We start from the raw sequence: 19,259 nt of genomic DNA, 5'->3' as shown, positions 1-19,259 counted from the left end.
CGGCCGGACGGCCGCGGCGTCCCCGTGCCCGTCGCGCATCAGCTGGCTGGCGCCTCCAAGTCGATGCCACCGCCGAGCGTCGGCGACCGCTCGGTTGCCCTTTGCCGACTACCCAGACTCCGGTTGTCATCTCGTCGACGAGCGGTAGATGTTGGCTCTTCCACAGTGCGGCCGCCGAATGCAGCTTCAGCGCAGCTTTCGCTGCGTGTCGGCGCCCGTCTGCCGGATGATCGGTGCATCGTAGAGCAGTCGGGGGGCCTAGGGCAGAAAGGAACCCTGTTGACGACGGGCGAGGCAACAGATTCGCCGCCGGCGGCACACGCCGCACCGGTCCACCTACGCGCGAGGCTCGAGCGTCGCCGTCGGCCGCGCTTGCGGGTAAGTATCCAATCCAAGCTGATGGTGCTGCTGCTGCTGTCGAGCCTAGCGTCGGTGGCGGCAATCCTGGCCGTCGGCTATCAAACCGGTCGGTCCTCGCTAAAGACGGCTGCCTATGAACGCCTGACCGAACTGCGCGAATCGCAGACGCGGGCAATCGAGACACTGTTTTCTGACCTGACGAACTCGCTGGTCATCTATGCCCGCGGGTTGACCGTCGTGGAGGCGGTCGCCCAGTTCACCGCCGGCTTTGATCAGCTCTCCGACGCAACGATAAGTCCCGACCAGCAACAGGCGATCGTCAACTACTACAACAACCAGCTCATCAAACCGGTCGAACGGGTGACCGGTGAAAAACTCGACATCACTGCGCTGCTGCCGACGTCTCCCGCGCAGAAGTACCTGCAGGCCTACTACACCGCTCCCTTTAGTTCGGACCAAGATTCGGAGCGATTTGACGACGCGGGCGACGGCAGCGCGTGGTCGGCGGCCAACGCACGATTCAACGGCTACTTCCGGGAGATCGTTACTCGCTTTGACTACGACGATGCGGTGCTGCTGGACACCCGGGGCAACATCGTTTACAGCCTGAGCAAGGATCCCGACCTCGGCACCAACATTTTGACCGGACCGTATCGCGAATCCAATCTGCGTGATGCCTATCTCAAGGCGTTGGGCGCCAATGCCGTTGACTTCACCTGGATCACTGACTTCAAGCCCTATCAGCCACAACTTGACGTGCCGACGGCGTGGCTGGTGGCCCCGGTGCTGGCGGGCGGCAAGACCGAAGGTGTGTTGGCCCTGCCGCTGCCGATCGCGAAGATCAACCGGATCATGACCGCCAACAAGCGGTGGGAATCCGCCGGCATGGGCGACGGCACGGAGACCTATCTTGCCGGCCCGGACGGTTTTATGCGCTCCGACTCAAGGCTTTTCCTGCAGGACCCCGAAGAGTACCGGCGACAAACGGTGGCCGCGGGCACACCGCCCGATGTGGCAAACCGAGCGATCCAAATCGGCGGTACCACGTTGCTGCAGCCGGTGGCTAGCGAAGGTTTGCGTGCCGCCCAACGCGGCCAGACCGGAACGGTTGCTGCCGTCGACTACACGGGCAACCCGGAACTAGAGGCCTACGCGCCGTTGAATGTACCGAATTCGGATCTGCACTGGTCGATCTTGGCAACTCGCGATGATTCCGCCGCATTCGCGGCTGCGGCAGCGTTCAGCAGGGCCCTGGTGTTGGTCACCGTGGCGATGGTCTTCGTCATCTGCGTGGCCTCGATGCTGATCGCTCAGGCAATGGTGCGGCCGATCCGGCGACTCGAAGCCGGCACGCAGAAAATTAGCTCCGGCGACTACAACGTCGCGATCCCCGTCACGTCCAGCGACGAAATCGGCGACTTGACAACGGCGTTCAACGAGATGAGCCGAAATCTGGAGATCAAGGAGGATCTGCTCAACGAGCAGCGCCGAGAAAACGATCGCTTGCTGTTGTCGATGATGCCCGAGCCGGTAGTGCAACGGTATCGCGAGGGTGAACAGACCATTGCCCAAGAACACCAGGACGTCACGGTGGTCTTCGCCGACATCCTGGGTCTGGACGAGATTTCCAGCAAGCTGTCGGGCAATGCGTTGGTTGCCATCGTCGACGACCTGTTCCGGCAATTCGACTCGGCTGCCGAATCCCTTGGCGTCGAGCGGATCCGTACCTTGCACAATGGGTACTTGGCCAGCTGCGGGGTTACCACGCCGCGGTTGGACAACGTTGGGCGAACGGTCGACTTCGCTCTCGAGATGCGGCGCATCATCGAGCGCTTCAACCACCAAAGTGGACACGAACTGGGGCTGCGCGCCGGTATCAACACCGGCAATGTCACCAGCGGGCTGGTCGGCCGATCAAGTGTTGCCTACGACATGTGGGGGGCGGCGGTCAGTCTGGCTTATCAAATGCACAGTGGTTCACCCCAACCCGGCATCTACGTCACCTCGCAGGTGTACGAGTCGATGAGGGACGTGCGCCAGTTCACGCCGGCGGGCACGATCTCGGTCGGCGGACAAGAGCAGCCGATCTACCGATTATCGGAGCGATCATGAACCTGTTTGGTGCGTCGTGGTTTCACTGGGCCGTCGGCATCGCGATCGGTTTGCCGGCCGCGCTGATCGTGCTTACCGAGCTGCATAACTCGCTCGTGCGCCGGAACAGTCATTTGGCCAGGCAGGTAACCCTGCTACGCAACTATCTGCTGCCCCTGGCGGCGCTGCTGCTGATCCTCGTCAAGGTGTCCCAGATCCCCGCCGACGACGGGCTGGTGCGGATCCTCACCACCCTCTTCGGATTTTTGGTGCTGGTGTTGCTGCTGTCCGGGCTCAACGCGGCCGTGTTTCAAGGTGCGCCAGAAGAGAGCTGGCGCAAGCGGCTTCCCACGATCTTCCTCGATGTCGCCCGGTTTGCGCTGATCGGCGTCGGCCTAGCGATGATTCTGTCCTACATCTGGGGTGTGCGGGTCGGTGGCATCTTCACAGCGCTGGGCGTGACGTCGGTCGTCATCGGCCTGATGCTGCAAAACTCCGTCGGCCAGATCGTGTCGGGCTTGTTCATGCTGTTCGAACAGCCGTTCCGGATCAATGACTGGCTGGACACGCCCACCGCGCGGGGACGCGTCGTGGAGGTGAATTGGCGTGCCGTACACATCGAAACCGGAAGCGGGTTGCGGATCACCCCGAATTCGATGCTGGCGACGACGTCTTTCACCAACCTCAGCCGCCCGGGCGGCTCCCACAAGTGCAGCATCACAACCAAATTCGCCGTAGCGGACCCGCCGGACAAGGTATGCGCGATGCTGACACGGGTTGCCGGGGCTTTGCCCAATCTCAAGGTCGGGGTCATGCCCACCACCGTTGCCCTCGGGGGTGCGGAGTACCGCACCACAATCCGGCTCAGATCACCCGCCGAGGACGGCGCCGCGCAAGCCACATTTGCGCGCTGGGTCTGGTATGCCGCGCGTCGCGAGGGGTTACATCTTGACGACGCCGACGATGACTTCTCGACCACCGAACGCGTGCAGGACGCGTTGCGCACCGTGGTCGTGCCGGAGCTGCGGCTAGGTCTGGTCGATCAACAGTTGTTGGTTCCCTACGCGAAGGTCGTTCGGTACGGCACCGACGAAGTCGTGCAACACGCGGGCGCCGTGCCCAAAGCGATGATTTTCATCATCGCCGGCAGTGTTCGTCTCACGGTGACGGCGGAGGACGGTTCCGTGGTCGGCATCGGCACGCTCAACGCGGGTGCCTTCTTGGGGTTGACCGCGTTGACCCGGCAACCCAATCCCTCGGGCGCGATGGCGTTGGAGGAGGTAACCACATTGGAGATTGATCGAGAACATCTCGAGCGTGTGGTCATGAGCAAGCCCACACTGTTACAGGAATTGGGCCGCCTCATCGATGAGCGCCAGGGCAAGGCGCAGCGGGTAACGCAACGGGAACGGGTTGGCTAGCCCGCTGTCAGCTGGCCACCGGGGCGGTGCGGTGGGCGATGAGTTCGTCCCATTCGTCGAGTCGGGCGAGAAAGAATGCCTCGGCCTCGTCGAAGGTTATCTCGGGGTTGGGACCGATCAGGCCGGCGATATCTTGGTATACCCGGGTGGCTTCCGGGTCGACGAAATCCCATTGACCGAGCGGCCATTCGGAGGTGAGGTAACCCGCATCGGAGTATTGCTGGTACAACTGAGTTCCCGGATACGGAAGGATCCGGCCGAGGAACTTGAAGGCGTTCGTGTACCTTGTCGCCCGCAGCAGGCGTGCGGTCTCGCGTAGCTCGTCTGGTTGCACGGTGGGGTGGAACATGATGGTGCCGGGGATGACCTCGATTCCCAGCCGCTGCAGGGCGATTACCGTGTCCGCGGCATCTTGGCCCCGATTGAGGATCTGCTTGCGGTAGGCGCGCAGCTGGTCATAGGAGCCCGTTTCCAGGCCGATGAAGACTCGACGCAGTCCCGCTCGGTGCAGGTGCTTGTACAGGTCTAGGTCCACGACGGAGTCCAGCCGGATATCGACCATGAAGTTGATGTCGATGCCTCGGCGCAACATTGTGCTGGCAAAGTCGGCGGCGCGTTGCTGTGAGCTGGGGTGTTTGGACACGAACAGGTCATCGCTGATAAAGACGAAATCAAGGTTGAAGTCTGACTTCAGGTATTCGATTTCGTCGACGACGGCGTCCACCGATTTGGCTCGGTAGCTGTTGCGGCCAAACATGGCCGACATGGCTCCGGTGCCACAAAATGTGCAGCGGTAGGGGCATCCGCGGGTGGAGAACACCGAGGCGGCGAAGCCGTCGGCAAGAACGGTGGGTAACTCGTCGCGAGCCGGGCGGGGCAACTCGTCGAGGTCGACCAGGGTGGCGGGGGAGCAGACGATGTGGCCCTGGTCATCGCGGCGGGCAAGGCCGGGCACGTGGTCGACGGCAGCATCGTTGGCCACGGCCAAGGCCAGCTTGGTGAAGGCGAGTTCTCCGTCGCCGACGATGACGAAATCGAAGCAGTCATGCTGGCGCAGGATGCGTTCGTAGTTCAGCGTTGCGATCGCATTCCCGAGCGCAATGTGCACGCCTTCCCAGGTTTCGCGGGCCCGCTGGGCTAGCCACAGCACCTCGGGAAACGTATCGATGGAGGAAAATCCGACAAGTCGCGGCGTACCGGAGAAACGAGCGGCGCGCTGCATGGCCGCCCACGTCTCCTCAACGCACGTATGGCCAGCGACCAATCCGTTGACGCTGGTGATTTCTAGCCCTTGAGCCTCGGCGTATGCCTTGATCGACATCAACCCGAGATGCTCCATTGGCATGGACGCATACAAGCGCGGATCGCCAAGTTTTTGTTCGCCAACGTATGAGCGTCCGTATTCGCGGACGCCGGGAGGATTGACCAGAAGAATCGTCAAGTCGGACCCCGTACCGGAAGAATTGTTGATGAGTTAGTTGGCAAACCTATCCTCGCCTTGCCACGCGTTTCTGTCCGCCAATCGGGCAAATAAGTGGTTGATGTGTGCCCACCGATTGGGGGATGGTAAGGGTACCCGCCAGCCCGTAATACGCGCGGAGGTCGGAAAATGTGTCAGCCTGCCATTGCGGCAGTTCGACCGGCGATCACTTTATCCCAGTCATCGAGTCGCGAGAGAAAATACTCTTCGGCCGTATCGAAGTTCATCCCTACCTCTGGGGCGATCCGGGCGACGACATCGGCATATACCCGCGCGGCCTCCGGGTCGACGAAATCCCATTGCCCCAGGGGCCATTCGGAGGTGAGATAGCCCGCCGCCGAGTATGCCTGGTACAGCGGCGTTCCGGGATAGGGAGTAATCCTGCCCATGAACTTGTAGGTGGAGGTAAATTTCGTCGCCCGCAGCAGGCGTGCGGTCTCGCGTAGCTCGTCTGGTTGCACGGTGGGGTGGAACATGATGGTGCCGGGGATGACCTCAATTCCCAGCCGCTGTAGTGCATTGATCACGTCCGCGGGATCTTGGCCCCGATTGAGGATCTGCTTGCGGTAGGCGCGCAGCTGGTCATAGGAGCCCGTTTCCAGGCCGATGAAGACTCGACGCAGTCCCGCTCGGTGCAGGTGCTTGTACAGGTCTAGGTCCACGACGGAGTCCAGCCGGATATCGACCATGAAGTTGATGTCGATGCCTCGGCGCAACATTGTGCTGGCAAAGTCGGCGGCGCGTTGCTGTGAGCTGGGGTGTTTGGACACGAACAGGTCATCGGTGATGGAGAGGAAATTGATGTTGAAGTCTGACTTCAGGTATTCGATTTCGTCGACGACGGCGTCCACCGATTTGGCTCGGTAGCTGTTGCGGCCAAACATGGCCGACATGGCTCCGGTGCCACAAAATGTGCAGCGGTAGGGGCATCCGCGGGTGGAGAACACCGAGGCGGCGAAGCCGTCGGCAAGAACGGTGGGTAACTCGTCGCGAGCCGGGCGGGGCAACTCGTCGAGGTCGACCAGGGTGGCGGGGGAGCAGACGATGTGGCCCTGGTCATCGCGGCGGGCAAGGCCGGGCACGTGGTCGACGGCAGCATTGTTGGCCACGGCCAAGGCCAGCTTGGTGAAGGCGAGTTCTCCGTCGCCGACGATGACGAAATCGAAGCAGTCATGCTGGCGCAGGATGCGTTCGTAGTTCAGCGTTGCGATCGCATTCCCGAGCGCAATGTGCACGCCTTCCCAGGTTTCGCGGGCCCGCTGGGCTAGCCACAGCACCTCGGGAAACGTATCGATGCAGGAAAGGCCGATAAGCCGGGGTGCTCCCGAGACGCGAACGGCGCGCTGCATGGCCCGCCATGTCTCTTCCACCGATCGGTGCCCGGCAACCAAACCGTTGACGGTTGTGATATCGATCCCTTGGGTCTTGGCGTATGCCTTGATCGACATCAACCCGAGATGCTCCATTGGCATGGACGCATACAGCTGTGGGTCCCCGAGCAGCTGTTCGCCGATGAATGATCGTCCATTTCCGCGGACGCCGGGCGGATTGACCAGAAGAATCGTCAAGTTATGACTCCACGAGCACTAGCAATGAGGCGGTAGCTTCGAACGTATCTTTTGGGTGCCGCCGCTTTCTGTCCGCTAATCGGGCAGCGGTTGGTGAAGTTGCGGCCCACCGATCGGGGGACGGGCCGGCACGGCGCAGAGAGCGCCTGCCGTGGCGCAGGCCGGTGTCCAGCCCCCGGTCCAGCCCAGTCGGTCAGCCACCGGGCCGGGAGTCGGTCGGCGCTCTCTTCTTTGGCGCAAACGCCCTTTTCTGCGCACTTTCGCGCTAGTCTGCTGCGTTATCTGCCGGTCTCGCCGCTGTCAGCGAAAGGAAGCCGATTGAAGTCGGGGGAGCCAACCGAACCGGTATCCGAGTCCGCGCGAACCGATCAACGGCGGCGCCGGTTTCTGCGGTTCTTCCGGCTGGGCATACAGTCCAAGCTCTTGGTGACACTGTTGGTGTGCAGCATCTTGTCTGTGACGGTGGTCGGGGTCATCGGATATGTGACGGGTCGCAATGCGTTGCAACGGGTGGCAATCGAGCGCTTGCTCGAGTTGCGTGAGGCGCAGAAGCGACAGATCGAGGAACTATTCACGGGTTTGACGAAATCGGTGATCGTCTATAGCGACGGTTTTAGCGCCAACGAGGCAAGCCAGTCCTTCGCCGACGGCTTCTCCCAATTAGCAACCGCGACAATCACTCCCGCTCAGCAACAGTCGATCGTCGACTACTACAACCGGGAGCTGATCAGACCGATCGCGCAGGCCACTGGGCACCAGCTCGATCTCAACGCGCTACTGCCCACCACCAACGCACAGAAATACCTGCAGGCCTACTACACGGCACAATTGAGCTCTGCCGGCGGATCGATGGGTCTCACCAATGCCGGCGACGGCAGTGCATGGTCGGCGGCCAATGTCAGGTTCAACGACTTCTTTCGCGGTGTCGTCACCCGATTCGGGTATCGGGATGTGCTGCTGCTGGACCAGCAAGGCAATGTCGTCTACTCCGTGAACAAGGGGCCCGACCTCGGCACCAATATCGACACCGGCCCGTATCGCGAATCCAATCTGCGTGGCGCATACCGAAAGGCGTTGGCATCCAACGAAGTAGACTTTGTCTGGATCACCGACTTCCAGCCATATCAGCCGCAACTCGACGCCCCCACCGCGTGGCTGGTATCACCCGTGGGCATGAACGGCACACTTCAAGGCGTTATGGCCTTGGCGCTGGCGCCCACCAAGCTGAATGAAATCATGAGTGCCAACGAACAATGGGAAGCCGTTGGCATGGGTCGGTCGACCGAAACATATCTAGCCGGTTCGGACAATCTGATGCGTTCGGATTCGCGGGTCTTCCTGGAAGATCCGGCGAAATACCGAGGCGACGCGATGGCGGACGGCACCCCGGCGGATACCGTCGACACCGCAATCCGGTTAGGCACCACGGTGCTGGTGCAGCCGGTTCCCAGTGTGGGGCTGCGCGCCGCGCAACGCGGACAGACCGGCGTCGTGCGTGGTTTTGACTACCTGGGTAATCGGGAGTTGCAGGCGTATACGCCGCTGAACGTGCCGAATTCGGATTTGCAATGGGCGATTCTGGCGACGCGGGACGACTGGGACGCCTATCAACGGCTGTCGTCGTTCGGCAAAACCATGGTGTTGGCGGTGGCCGGGATCGCCTTCGTCATCTGCGTGGTGTCGATCGTCCTTGCCCAGCTGATGGTGCGGCCAATTCGGCGGCTCGAGGCGGGCACCGAGAAAATCAGCTCCGGCGACTACGAGGTCACCGTCCCGGTCAAGTCGCGCGATGAACTCGGCGACCTTACTGCGGCTTTCAACGAGATGAGTCGCAACCTCAAGATCAAAGAGGAGCTGCTCAACGAGCAGCGCCGGGAAAACGACCGCCTACTGCGCTCGCTCATGCCCGAACCGGTGGTGCAGCGGTATCGACGGGGTGAAGACACCATCGCGCAGGAACATCAAGAGGTTACCGTCGTGTTCGCCGAAGTGGTGGGGCTCGACGACGCGTCGGATCTGTCGGGCGATGAATTGATCGGCATTGTCGACGATTTGTTCCGTCAGTTCGATTCCGCGGCTGAAGCCCTTGGCGTCGAACGGATTCGCACGTTTCACAACGGCTACCTGGCCAGCTGCGGGGTCACCACGCCGCGGCTGGACAGCATTCACCGAAGCGTCGAATTTGCCGTCGAGATCGCGCATATCATCGACAGATTCAATAGCCAATCGAAACACCCGGTGCGCTTGCGCGCCGGCGTCGCGACCGGAAGCGTGATCAGCGGCTTGGTCGGCCCATCCAGCCTGGTCTACGACATGTGGGGTGGCGCGGTCCGGCTGGCATACCAAATACACAGTGGCTCAACGCAGCCCGGTAGTGCAGGCATTTTTGTCACGGCGCGGGTCTACGAAGCCATGCGTGACTTGTGGCCGTTTACGTCGGCCGGCACGACATCGGTCGGGGAGGTCGAGCAGCAGATCTGGCAACTGGCGGAACGCCAATGAAGATCTTCGAAGCGGCCTGGTTCTACTGGGCGCTCACGGTCGCCGCAGGATTGCCGGTCCTGATCGTCATCCTGACCGAGTTGCAGCGCTGGCTGCGCCGCAGAGGAAGCTACCTGGCCAGGCAGGTTGGCCTGCTACGCAACTACGTCGCGCCGCTTGGTGCGCTGTTGCTGCTGTTGGTGAACGCCTCCGGTGTCCCCGCCCATGGCACCCTGGTCCGGATTCTCAACACGGTGTTCGGCTTCCTGGTGTTGGTGCTGCTGCTCTCGGGGCTCAATGCCGCCGTTTTTGTCGGGGCGCCGCAAGGTTCCTGGCGTAAGCGGCTACCCGTGATATTTCTCGATGTCGCCAGGTTCGTGCTTATCGGAGCGGGACTGGCGGCAATCCTCGCGTACGTCTGGGGTGTTCGGGTCGGTGGCGTGTTCACCGCGCTGGGCGTCACCTCGGTGGTCATTGGCTTGATGCTGCAGAACTCCGTTGGCCAGATTGTGTCCGGCCTGTTCATGCTGTTCGAACAGCCGTTTCAGATCGATGACTGGCTGGACACCACCACGGCCCGCGGACGAATTGTTGAGGTTAACTGGCGCGCGGTCCACATCGCGACCGGCGGCGGCCTGCGGATCACCCCCAATGCGGTACTTGCCGCCACGCCCTTCACCAATCTGAGCCGCCCGCCCGGCGTCTACCGATTGGCCATCAGGACTACGTTTTCCGACGCCGACGCCCCCGACCGGGTTTGCGCGATGCTCTCCCGCATAGCCAACGCGTTGCCGCAGCTCAACAGCGATTCGGTGCCGATCTCAGAGCCCGTCGGCGGTGCCGAGTACTGCACCACCATCGGGTTGACGTCGCCCGCGGAAGAAGCGGCGACCCGGGCCACGTTTTTGCGCTGGATCTGGTACGCAGCCCGGCGGGAGGGACTGCACCTGGACGGCGCCGACGACGACTTCTCGACGGACGAACGGGTGGGCGACGCGTTGCAAACGGTGGTGAAGCCGGTGCTGCGCCTCAACGAGACCGATCAGCAGTCACTGTTGTCGCACGCCAGGATGGTCCGCTACGGCGCCGGCGAAATTGTGGAGTACGCCGGCCAGGTGCCCGCGGGCATGACGTTCGTGGTGTCCGGGCGGGTGCAGTTGGCCGCGATGGGTTACGACGGTTCTGCCGTGCCGGTCACCACGCTGGACGAAGGCGCATTTCTGGGTCTGACCGCGCTGACCCGGCAGCCGAATCTCGCGAGCGCGTACGCGCTCGACGAAGTCACCGCGCTGGAGATCGGTCGGGAATACATCGAGCATTTGGTGATGCGTCAACCGCTGCTGTTGCAGGACTTCGGCCACATCCTCGAGGAGCGCCAAAGCAAGGTGCGACAGCGTGGCAACGGTGAGTCGGCTGGCAGTGGCGGGTAGCCGTGGTGGTGGGTGATCTGTTTGTTGCGGCGCGTGAGTCCGGGCAGGCCGCACCGCTGGGTGGGTGCCGAGGTCGGCGGTGGGCCGTAGTCGACGAGCCGATCCGGCGGGGAGTTCGGGGACCACGTCGACCGAAGCGGGCCGCCTTACTTGGCTGGCCAACGCCCGTTACCCTGGGGTAATGAGTCTGCACGCAGACACCCTCGGCGGTGGGGGTTCCGCCCATCCGCCGGGCAGCCAAACCAGCCAGCGGCCGGATCCCGATCTGCGCCAAGAGGTGCACGACGCGGCACGCCGTGCGCGGGTAGCCGCGCGGGTGTTGGCCTCGGTTCCCACCGCGGTCAAAGACCGTGCGCTGCACGCCGCCGCCGATGAATTGCTGGCCCACATCGACCAGATCCTGGCTGCCAACGCCGAGGATCTGACCGCGGCGCGGGCCGCCGACACCCCCAGCGCGATGCTCGACCGGCTGGCGCTCAATCCCCCCCGGATCGACGGCATCGCCGCCGGTCTACGGCAGGTCGCGGGTCTAGCCGACCCGGTAGGGGAAGTGCTGCGCGGCTACACGCTGCCCAACGGGCTGCAGCTGCGTCAGCAACGGGTCCCGCTCGGGGTGGTCGGCATGATCTACGAGGGCCGACCCAACGTCACGGTGGATGCCTTCGGACTGGCCCTCAAATCGGGCAACGCCGCGTTATTGCGCGGTAGTTCCTCGGCGGCCCGCTCCAACGAAGCTCTGGTGGGCGTGTTACGCACGGCGCTGGCGGGCCAGCAACTGCCCGCTGACGCGGTGCAGTTGCTGTCGTCTGCCGATCGGTCCACCGTCACTCACCTGATCCAAGCCCGCGGCCTGGTCGACGTGGCGATTCCCCGCGGCGGAGCGGGCTTGATCGACGCGGTCGTGCGCGACGCGCAAATTCCCACCATCGAGACGGGCGTGGGGAACTGCCACGTCTATGTTCACCACGCCGCAGACCTCGAGGTCGCCGAACGGATCCTGCTCAACTCCAAGACGCGCCGGCCCAGCGTCTGCAACGCCGCCGAGACACTGCTGGTCGACGTCGCCATCGCCGAAGCCGCATTGCCCCGACTGCTCGGCGCCCTGCAGAACGCGGGTGTCACCGTGCATCTCGACCCCGACGACGCCGATCTGAGTCGGGAATATCTGGCGCTGGAGATTGCGGTGGCGGTGGTCGACGGCGTCGACGCGGCCATCGCGCATATCAACCAGTACGGCACCGGACACACCGAGGCGATTGTAACAACCAATCTAGCTGCAGCCCAACGCTTTACCGAACAGGTCGACGCGGCCGCGGTGATGGTGAACGCATCGACGGCGTTCACCGACGGCGAGCAGTTCGGCTTTGGTGCCGAGATTGGCATCTCCACCCAGAAGTTGCACGCGCGCGGCCCGATGGGCCTACCGGAGTTGACCTCGACCAAATGGATTGTGTGGGGCGACGGTCAGATTCGTCCGGCCTGACGCCCCTGTCTAGAGGAGAACTGATTGTGACGGTGCCTGCCCGGTCCACGCCGCTGTTCGCCGACATCGCTGACGTCTCGCGGCGGCTGGCCGACACCGGCTACCTACCCGACACCGCCACCGCCACCGCGGTCTTTCTGGCCGACCGGCTGGGCAAGCCGTTGTTGGTGGAGGGCCCCGCGGGAGTCGGCAAGACGGAACTGGCTCGCGCCGTAGCCCAGGCCACCGGTTCCGGGTTGGTCCGGCTGCAGTGTTACGAGGGTGTCGATGAGGCTCGCGCGCTGTACGAGTGGAACCATGCCAAGCAGATCCTGCGCATCCAGGCCGGCTCGGGGGACTGGGAGGCCACCAAAGATGACGTGTTTAGTGAGGAGTTCCTGCTGCAACGTCCTTTGCTGACGGCGATCCGGCGTACCGACCCGACCGTGCTGCTCATCGACGAAACCGACAAGGCCGACATCGAGATTGAGGGCCTGCTGCTCGAGGTGCTGTCGGACTTCGCGGTGACCGTTCCCGAACTGGGCACCCTGGTCGCAACCCGGGCACCGTTGGTGCTGCTCACCTCCAATGCCACCCGGGAGTTGTCGGAGGCGCTCAAGCGTCGCTGCCTGTTCCTGCACATCGACTTTCCGACCCCCGAACTGGAACGACGCATCCTCTTGTCACGGGTCCCCGAGCTTCCCCAACACCTCGCCGAGGAGCTGGTGCGCATCATCGGCGTGCTGCGCGGGATGCAGCTCAAGAAGGTGCCGTCGATCGCCGAGACCATCGACTGGGGCCGCACCGTGCTGGCGCTGGGCTTGGACACCATCGACGACGCGGTGGTCGCCGCGACACTCGGTGTTGTCCTCAAACACCAATCCGACCAGCAGCGCGCGGTCGGGGAACTCCGGTTGAACTAAGGGGCTGAGGTAATGGCAACCCGCCGCACCCGTCCTAGCTATCCGCTGGCACCGCACGGGCTGCCTGGCCACTTAGTTGGTTTTGTGGAAGCGCTTCGGGCCAGCGGCATTTCGGTGGGCCCGTCGGAGACGGTGGACGCGGGCCGGGTGATGGCCACGCTGGGTCTGGCAGATCGCGAGGTGCTGCGCGAGGGTATTGTATGCGCGGTGCTGCGCCGGCCCGACCATCGCGAGACCTACGACGCCATGTTTGACCTGTGGTTCCCCGCTGCCTTGGGCGCCCGTGCCGTACTCACCGAGTCGGATGCGGAGGAGTCCGACGGTTTGCCGCCCGAGGACATCGATGCGATGCGGCAGATGTTGCTCGATCTGCTTACTGACAACCCCGACCTCGCAGACATTGACGAGCGGTTGGTGGGGATGATCGCGCGGATCGTGGAGTCCTACGGCAAATACAGTTCCAGCAGGGGCCCGTCGTTCTCCTCGTACCAGGCGCTCAAAGCCATGGCGCTGGATGAGCTGGAGGGCAAACTGTTGGCGGGTCTACTTGCTCCCTATGGCGACGAACCCACGCCAACCCAAGAGCAGATCGCTAAAGCGCTTGCTGTGCAAAAGATTTCACAACTACGCAGAATGGTAGACGCGGAGACGAAGCGGCGTACCGCGGAGCAACTCGGGCGCGACCATGTCCAGATGTATGGCATCCCACAGCTTTCCGAGAACGTGGAGTTTCTCCGGGCTTCCGGTGATCAACTACGTCAGATGCGGCGGGTGGTGGCCCCCCTGGCACGTACCCTCGCGACCCGCTTGGCGGCCCGTCGGCGCCGGGCTCGGGCCGGCTCGATCGATTTACGCAAGACGCTGCGGAAGTCGATGTCCACCGGCGGGGTGCCGATCGACGTGGTGCTGCGCAAGCCGCGCCCGGCCCGGCCGGAACTGGTGGTGCTGTGCGACGTCTCCGGTTCGGTCGCCGGGTTCAGCCACTTCACGCTGCTACTGGTACACGCGCTGCGTCAACAATTTTCGCGAGTTCGGGTGTTCGCCTTCATCGACACCACCGATGAGGTCACCCACATGTTCGGCCCGGAGGCCGACCTGGCCGTGGCGATCCAGCGGATTACTCGCGAGGCCGGCGTATACAACCGCGATGGTCATTCCGACTACGGGAATGCCTTTGTCTCCTTTATGCAATCCTTCCCCAACGTGCTGTCGCCGCGTAGCTCGCTGCTGGTACTCGGCGACGGCCGTACCAACTACCGCAACCCCGCCACCGATGTGCTTGCCGACATGGTGACCGCAAGTCGGCACGCGCATTGGCTCAACCCGGAGCCCCAACACCTCTGGGGTAGTGGTGATTCAGCGGTTCCGCGCTACCAAGAGGTGATCACCATGCACGAATGCCGCTCGGCCAAGCAGCTGGCAGCGGTGATCGACGAACTGCTCCCAGTTTAGGGTCGAGGCCAATCGTTTCGTCGAGATCGACGTTTTGCCGACAATCACTCGCACTTTCTCTGCAAAACGTCGGTCTCGCGAGCTGCCGACGCTCAGCGCGTCTTCTGGAACACCAGCCAGCGCAGCTCGATCGGGCTCATCTCTCGCTGGACCGGGAATACGTCGCGGCCGCTAACCCAGTCGGCGTACCAGCTCGTGGGCGGCCAGGCTTCGGCGGGCAAATGCGCCTTCTCGTAGTCATACACCGATTCATCCGAGACGAGCTGCAGCGGTAGGCCGGCCACGGCGGTCGACAGTTCGGCCCGGGTGTAGATGCTGGTATACGCCTGCTGGCCGAATTCGCGCGCTGCCTGGTCCGGATGGTAGCCGGCGCCGGCCAGGAAGGCGTTGAAAACCAGCCGCGCACCGGGAGCCAGGCACCGTGCGGCGAGTTCGAACAGGCCGCGCAATTGTTGGGTCGTCCGAAAATCGGATACCACCTCCGACAACACGATCAGTTGATAGTCGTCGCGCAGGTCGTCGGTGCTCGCAAAGACATCACGCACGATGACGCGCACGTCGAGCGACTCGCGCTGCGCGTCGGAGCGAATTATTTCAGCAAATTTCGGGGTCAGCTCCACGACATCGACTGGGTGCCCGCGCCGTGCTAGGGCGAGCGCATTGCGACCGGTTCCGGCGCCGATCTCGAGGATCCGATGGGTCGCGGCGTCGGCCGCTTCATTGGCCAGGGCCCACACGCGAGCGTCGGGTTCGGTACCGAACAGCGGGGGCTTGCGCGTTTCGATCCAGTTCTCGTAGGCAGCCTCGACCGTCCACCAGCGAGCATTGACTTCGTAGTGCAGTGTTGGTCCGATCGGGGCGTTGAACGAGATGACGATGTTCGACCGCGGGGAAGCCGCGTAGGCCTGGGCCAACTGGCTGTCAAGAACCTTTCTGAGATGGTCGAGTTCTTCGGCGGAAAACTCTCTACCCACGCCAGCGAACAGGCGGGAGCACATGGTCACGTACTCCTCGAGCATGGCCGGGACGGCGGGCAGCGAGATCTTGCCGGTAACTTCCGAGCGGCTATAGAACCGCCGAGTCATGGAATCCTTCAGTGATTGCTGGGGATCGATTGATCCGAGCGGCAAGTCAGTCACAGACCCCTTTTACATCACCGAGCGGCCGGATGCGGGGACATTGACCGAAGGCTCATGATTTGCCGAGAGTGTGCGGCCGGCGCGTTGCCACCGTGCCGTCGCGTGCGGGCCGCCCGCACGATCTGAGGCGTGTCACGTGCTCAAGTAAGCTGGCAAACCGTGCAAAAGCAGCTTCGCAGGTTGGGTGTCATGGGCGGGACGTTCGATCCCATCCATTACGGTCACCTGGTTGCTGCCAGTGAGGTGGCTCATCTGTTCGAACTCGATCAGGTCGTGTTCGTGCCCAGCGGGCAGCCATGGCAAAAGGATCGGCAGGTATCCGCCGCCGAAGACCGGTACCTGATGACGGTGATCGCCACCGCCTCCAACCCACGCTTCTCGGTGAGTAGGGTCGACATCGACCGCGGTGGCCCCACCTACACCAAAGACACCCTGCGGGATCTGCGTGCGCTCAACCCGGATTCCGAGCTGTATTTCATCACCGGTGCCGACGCGCTGGCCTCGATCCTGTCGTGGCAGGGGTGGGAGGAAATGTTTGAGTTGGCGCGGTTCGTCGGCGTGAGCAGGCCCGGCTACGAGCTGCGCCATGACCACATCACCGGTGCGCTGGAGGGACTGGCCGAGGACGCGTTGACTTTGGTGGAGATCCCGGCCTTGGCGATTTCCTCGACCGACTGCCGTAGTCGAGCGCAGCAGCGCCGTCCGTTGTGGTACTTGATGCCCGACGGTGTCGTGCAGTACGTCTCGAAGCGCAGGCTCTATTGCACACCGCCGGGCGAGCGAGGCGGGGAAAGCGCACGCGCCAGCACGCGGCTGTCGGCCGGGAACAACACATGACCGCACATCCGGAAGCCATTGACATGGCCACCGTGGCCGCCGGCGCCGCGGCGGCCAAGCTTGCCCACGACGTTGTGGTGATCGATGTGTCCGGGCAGCTGGTCATCACCGACTGCTTCGTGATTGCCTCGGCTTCCAACGAGCGGCAAGTCAACGCCATCGTCGACGAGGTCGAGGAGAAAATGCGCCGGGCGGGCTACCGGCTGGCGCGCCGCGAGGGCGCCCGCGAAGGCCGCTGGACGTTGTTGGACTACCGCGACATCGTGGTGCATATCCAGCATCAAGACGACCGCAACTTCTACGCACTGGACCGGCTGTGGGCCGATTGTCCGGTGGTGCCGGTCGACGTGGCCGATGGGTCGGCGGGTGCGCCGTGAGGAGGCGGCGGCTGGTCATGCTGCGGCACGGGCAAACCGACTTCAACCTCGGTAGCCGGATGCAGGGCCAGTTGGACACCGAGTTGAGCGACCTCGGCCGCACCCAGGCGGTCGCTGCCGCCGAGGTGTTGGGCAAGTTACAGCCACGGCTGATCGTGTCGTCGGATCTGCGCCGCGCCTACGAAACGGCGATCAAGCTGGGGGAGCGTACCGGGCTGTCGGTCCGCGTCGACAGCCGGTTGCGGGAGACACATCTTGGTGACTGGCAAGGCCTGACGCACGTCCAAATCGACGCCGAGGCCCCGGGCGCGCGGCTGGCGTGGCGCGAGGACGCGACCTGGGCCCCGCACGGCGGGGAGAGCAGGCTGGACGTAGCCGCCCGCAGCCTGCCGTTGGTCGCCGAGTTGGTCTCCGGTGAGCCGGAATGGGGTGCGGTCGGCGAGCCAGATCGCCCGGTGGTTCTGGTGGCGCACGGCGGTTTGATCGCCGCCCTGTCCGCCGCATTGCTGAAGCTTCCGGTGGCCAGCTTTCCGATCCTGGGTGGCATGGGTAATTGCAGTTGGGCACAGCTGTCTGGTCATTCCGACGACGCCGCCACCGACTTCGACGCGATTCGGTGGCGCATAGACGTGTGGAACGCTTCGGCCCAGGTCGCCAACGATGTCCTCTGAGACACGGCCCACTTTACTGGTCTTCGCCGACTCGCTGGCCTACTACGGACCGACCGGCGGTCTTCCCGCCGACGATCCGCGGATCTGGCCTAACATCGTTGCTTCCCAATTGGATTGGGATCTGGAACTGATCGGTCGCATCGGCTGGACGTGTCGGGACATCTGGTGGGCGGCCACCCAGGACCCGCGGGCCTGGGCGGCGCTGCCCAGGGCGGGCGCGGTTGTCTTCGCTACCAGCGGGATGGACTCGCTGCCGTCGGTGTTGCCGACGGCGCTGCGGGAATTGATCCGGTATGTGCGGCCCTCCTGGCTGCGTCGGTGGGTGCGCGACGGCTACGCCTGGGTGCAGCCACGGCTGTCGCCGGTGGCTCGATCCGCGCTGCCCCCGAAGCTAACTGTCGACTACCTCGAGCAGACGCGCAGCGCAATCGATTTCAACCGTCCCGGCATTCCGATTGTCGCGTCGCTACCATCCGTACACGTTGCCGAGACATACGGCAAGGCGCACCACGGCCGCGCGGGCACCGTGGCCGCGATCACCCAATGGGCTCAGCAGCGCGATATTCCGTTGGTGGATCTCAAAGCCGCTGTTGCCGAACAGGTTATGAGCGGGCGTGGCAATCCGGACGGCATCCACTGGAATTTCGAGGCTCATCGGGGTGTCGCCGAACTGATGCTCAAGGCGCTTGCCGAAGCCGGGGTGCCGAACCGGAAAGCGCACGGTTGAGTCATGTCCGTGGTGGTGGTGACGGATTCGTCGTCGGGTCTGCCATCCGATCTGCGGGAGAAATTGGCGATACACCAAGTGCCATTGCACATCTTGCTCGACGGCGCCGACCTGCGCGACGGCATCGATCAGCTTCCCGAGGACATTCACCAGAGTCACGCCACCACCGCGGCGGCCACCCCGGCGCAGCTGTGTGCGGCCTACCGGCAGGCGCTCGCCGCCAGCGGCGGTGATGGGGTGGTGGCGGTACATATTTCGTCTGGGCTGTCGGGAACCTTTCGCGCTGCCGAACTGACCGCGGCCGACCTCGGAGCGCCGATACGGGTGGTCGATTCGAAGTCAGCCGCCATGGGCACCGGGTTCGTGGTGCTGTCTGCCGCGCGTGCCGCGGCCGCTGGCGGGGATCTCGATGACGTCGTGCGTGTTACGGAAGCCGCGGTGACGCGCACGCACGCGTTTGTCGTGGTACCTCGGTTGGACAACCTGCGCCGGAGCGGTCGGATCGGCGGCGCCAAGGCGTGGCTGGGTACCGCGCTGGCTCTCAAACCGGTACTGCGGTTCGAGGAAGGCAAACTCGTTCTGGCCCAACGGGTGCGCACCGTCAGGCATGCGATGGCGGCGATGGTGGAACGGGTCTGTGAAGTCGTCGGGGAGCGCCCGGCCACGCTTGCGGTGCACCATGTGGACAATTCCGAGGCCGCCAACAACGTGGCCGCGGAGTTAGTGCAGCGGCTCCCGGCGTGTGGGCCGGCGTCCGTTACATCGCTGGACCCGGTGCTGGCACTGCACGTGGGCACCGGAGCTCTGGCGGTTTGCCTGCAGGTCGCCGAATAACCCTGG

General features: G+C 63.7%; 14 protein-coding genes and 1 pseudogene. 12 read left to right on the top strand and 3 right to left on the bottom strand.

Annotated features, from left to right (window positions below; translation table 11 throughout):
* Positions 1-279: 279 nt before the first annotated feature.
* Both MB901379_RS16085 and MB901379_RS16080 read left to right on the top strand, forming a co-directional pair.
* Complete coding sequence (locus tag MB901379_RS16085; protein ID WP_158017547.1) at positions 280-2,472, top strand: adenylate/guanylate cyclase domain-containing protein; 2,193 nt, start codon at positions 280-282, stop codon at positions 2,470-2,472.
* Positions 2,469-3,903 (top strand): annotated as a pseudogene (locus tag MB901379_RS16080) (mechanosensitive ion channel family protein); the annotation flags it as partial. The gene MB901379_RS16085 and the pseudogene MB901379_RS16080, both read left to right, overlap by 4 nt.
* On the opposite strand, the gene MB901379_RS16075 reads toward MB901379_RS16080, so the two are convergent.
* Together MB901379_RS16075 and MB901379_RS16070 are read right to left on the bottom strand one after the other, a co-directional pair.
* Complete coding sequence (locus MB901379_RS16075) at positions 3,880-5,313, bottom strand: B12-binding domain-containing radical SAM protein (protein WP_197717815.1); 1,434 nt, start codon at positions 5,311-5,313, stop codon at positions 3,880-3,882. The pseudogene MB901379_RS16080 and the gene MB901379_RS16075 sit on opposite strands and share 24 nt — an antisense overlap.
* Positions 5,314-5,486: 173 nt before the next feature.
* Positions 5,487-6,920 carry a B12-binding domain-containing radical SAM protein gene (locus tag MB901379_RS16070; RefSeq protein ID WP_197717814.1) on the bottom strand — a complete coding sequence of 478 codons (1,434 nt, stop codon included), beginning with the start codon at positions 6,918-6,920 and terminating at the stop codon, positions 5,487-5,489.
* Between the two features lie 318 nt (positions 6,921-7,238).
* Here MB901379_RS16070 and MB901379_RS16065 point away from each other — a divergent pair, with 318 nt between their 5' ends.
* From MB901379_RS16065 to MB901379_RS16045, 5 genes are all read left to right on the top strand, one after another.
* Positions 7,239-9,422, top strand: coding sequence for an adenylate/guanylate cyclase domain-containing protein (locus MB901379_RS16065; protein WP_158017545.1), 2,184 nt, complete (start codon positions 7,239-7,241; stop codon positions 9,420-9,422).
* Positions 9,419-10,831: a mechanosensitive ion channel family protein gene (locus tag MB901379_RS16060; protein WP_158017544.1), complete on the top strand. Its 1,413-nt coding sequence runs from the start codon at positions 9,419-9,421 to the stop codon at positions 10,829-10,831. Before MB901379_RS16065 ends, MB901379_RS16060 begins: the two co-directional genes overlap by 4 nt.
* 181 nt (positions 10,832-11,012) lie before the next feature.
* On the top strand, positions 11,013-12,314 hold the full coding sequence (locus MB901379_RS16055; protein WP_232021881.1) for a glutamate-5-semialdehyde dehydrogenase: 1,302 nt from the start codon (positions 11,013-11,015) through the stop codon (positions 12,312-12,314).
* Positions 12,315-12,340: 26 nt separating this feature from the next.
* Positions 12,341-13,216, top strand: a complete 876-nt coding sequence (locus tag MB901379_RS16050; RefSeq protein WP_158017543.1) for an AAA family ATPase — start codon at positions 12,341-12,343, stop codon at positions 13,214-13,216.
* Between the two features lie 12 nt (positions 13,217-13,228).
* Positions 13,229-14,668, top strand: a complete 1,440-nt coding sequence (locus MB901379_RS16045) for a vWA domain-containing protein (protein ID WP_158017542.1) — start codon at positions 13,229-13,231, stop codon at positions 14,666-14,668.
* Between the two features lie 92 nt (positions 14,669-14,760).
* On the opposite strand, the gene MB901379_RS16040 is transcribed toward MB901379_RS16045, so the two are convergent.
* Positions 14,761-15,753, bottom strand: a complete 993-nt coding sequence (locus MB901379_RS16040; RefSeq protein WP_174237036.1) for a class I SAM-dependent methyltransferase — start codon at positions 15,751-15,753, stop codon at positions 14,761-14,763.
* A gap of 213 nt (positions 15,754-15,966) precedes the next feature.
* On the opposite strand from MB901379_RS16040, the gene nadD reads away from it, so the two are divergent.
* The 5 genes from nadD to MB901379_RS16015 are packed head-to-tail and all read left to right on the top strand — an operon-like array spanning position 15,967 to position 19,253.
* The gene (gene nadD / locus MB901379_RS16035) at positions 15,967-16,644 is read left to right on the top strand and encodes a nicotinate-nucleotide adenylyltransferase (protein WP_158017540.1); all 678 of its coding nucleotides are present in this window, start codon (positions 15,967-15,969) and stop codon (positions 16,642-16,644) included.
* On the top strand, positions 16,641-17,021 hold the full coding sequence (gene rsfS / locus MB901379_RS16030) for a ribosome silencing factor (protein ID WP_158017539.1): 381 nt from the start codon (positions 16,641-16,643) through the stop codon (positions 17,019-17,021). Before nadD ends, rsfS begins: the two co-directional genes overlap by 4 nt.
* Positions 17,018-17,692: a glucosyl-3-phosphoglycerate phosphatase gene (gene gpgP / locus MB901379_RS16025; protein WP_158017538.1), complete on the top strand. Its 675-nt coding sequence runs from the start codon at positions 17,018-17,020 to the stop codon at positions 17,690-17,692. The genes rsfS and gpgP overlap by 4 nt, the downstream gene beginning before the upstream one ends.
* On the top strand, positions 17,682-18,419 hold the full coding sequence (octT, locus tag MB901379_RS16020; RefSeq protein ID WP_158017537.1) for a diglucosylglycerate octanoyltransferase: 738 nt from the start codon (positions 17,682-17,684) through the stop codon (positions 18,417-18,419). The genes gpgP and octT overlap by 11 nt, the downstream gene beginning before the upstream one ends.
* Before the next feature lie 3 nt (positions 18,420-18,422).
* Entirely contained in the window at positions 18,423-19,253 is an 831-nt protein-coding gene (locus tag MB901379_RS16015; RefSeq protein WP_158017536.1) for a DegV family protein, read from the top strand.
* Positions 19,254-19,259 lie beyond the last annotated feature (6 nt).

It is taken from the genome of Mycobacterium basiliense (genome assembly GCF_900292015.1).
In the GTDB taxonomy this organism is placed as follows: Bacteria; Actinomycetota; Actinomycetes; order Mycobacteriales; family Mycobacteriaceae; genus Mycobacterium; species Mycobacterium basiliense.
Note: the sequence above shows the minus strand (reverse complement) of the source record. Positions and strands in the feature narration are given on the sequence as shown.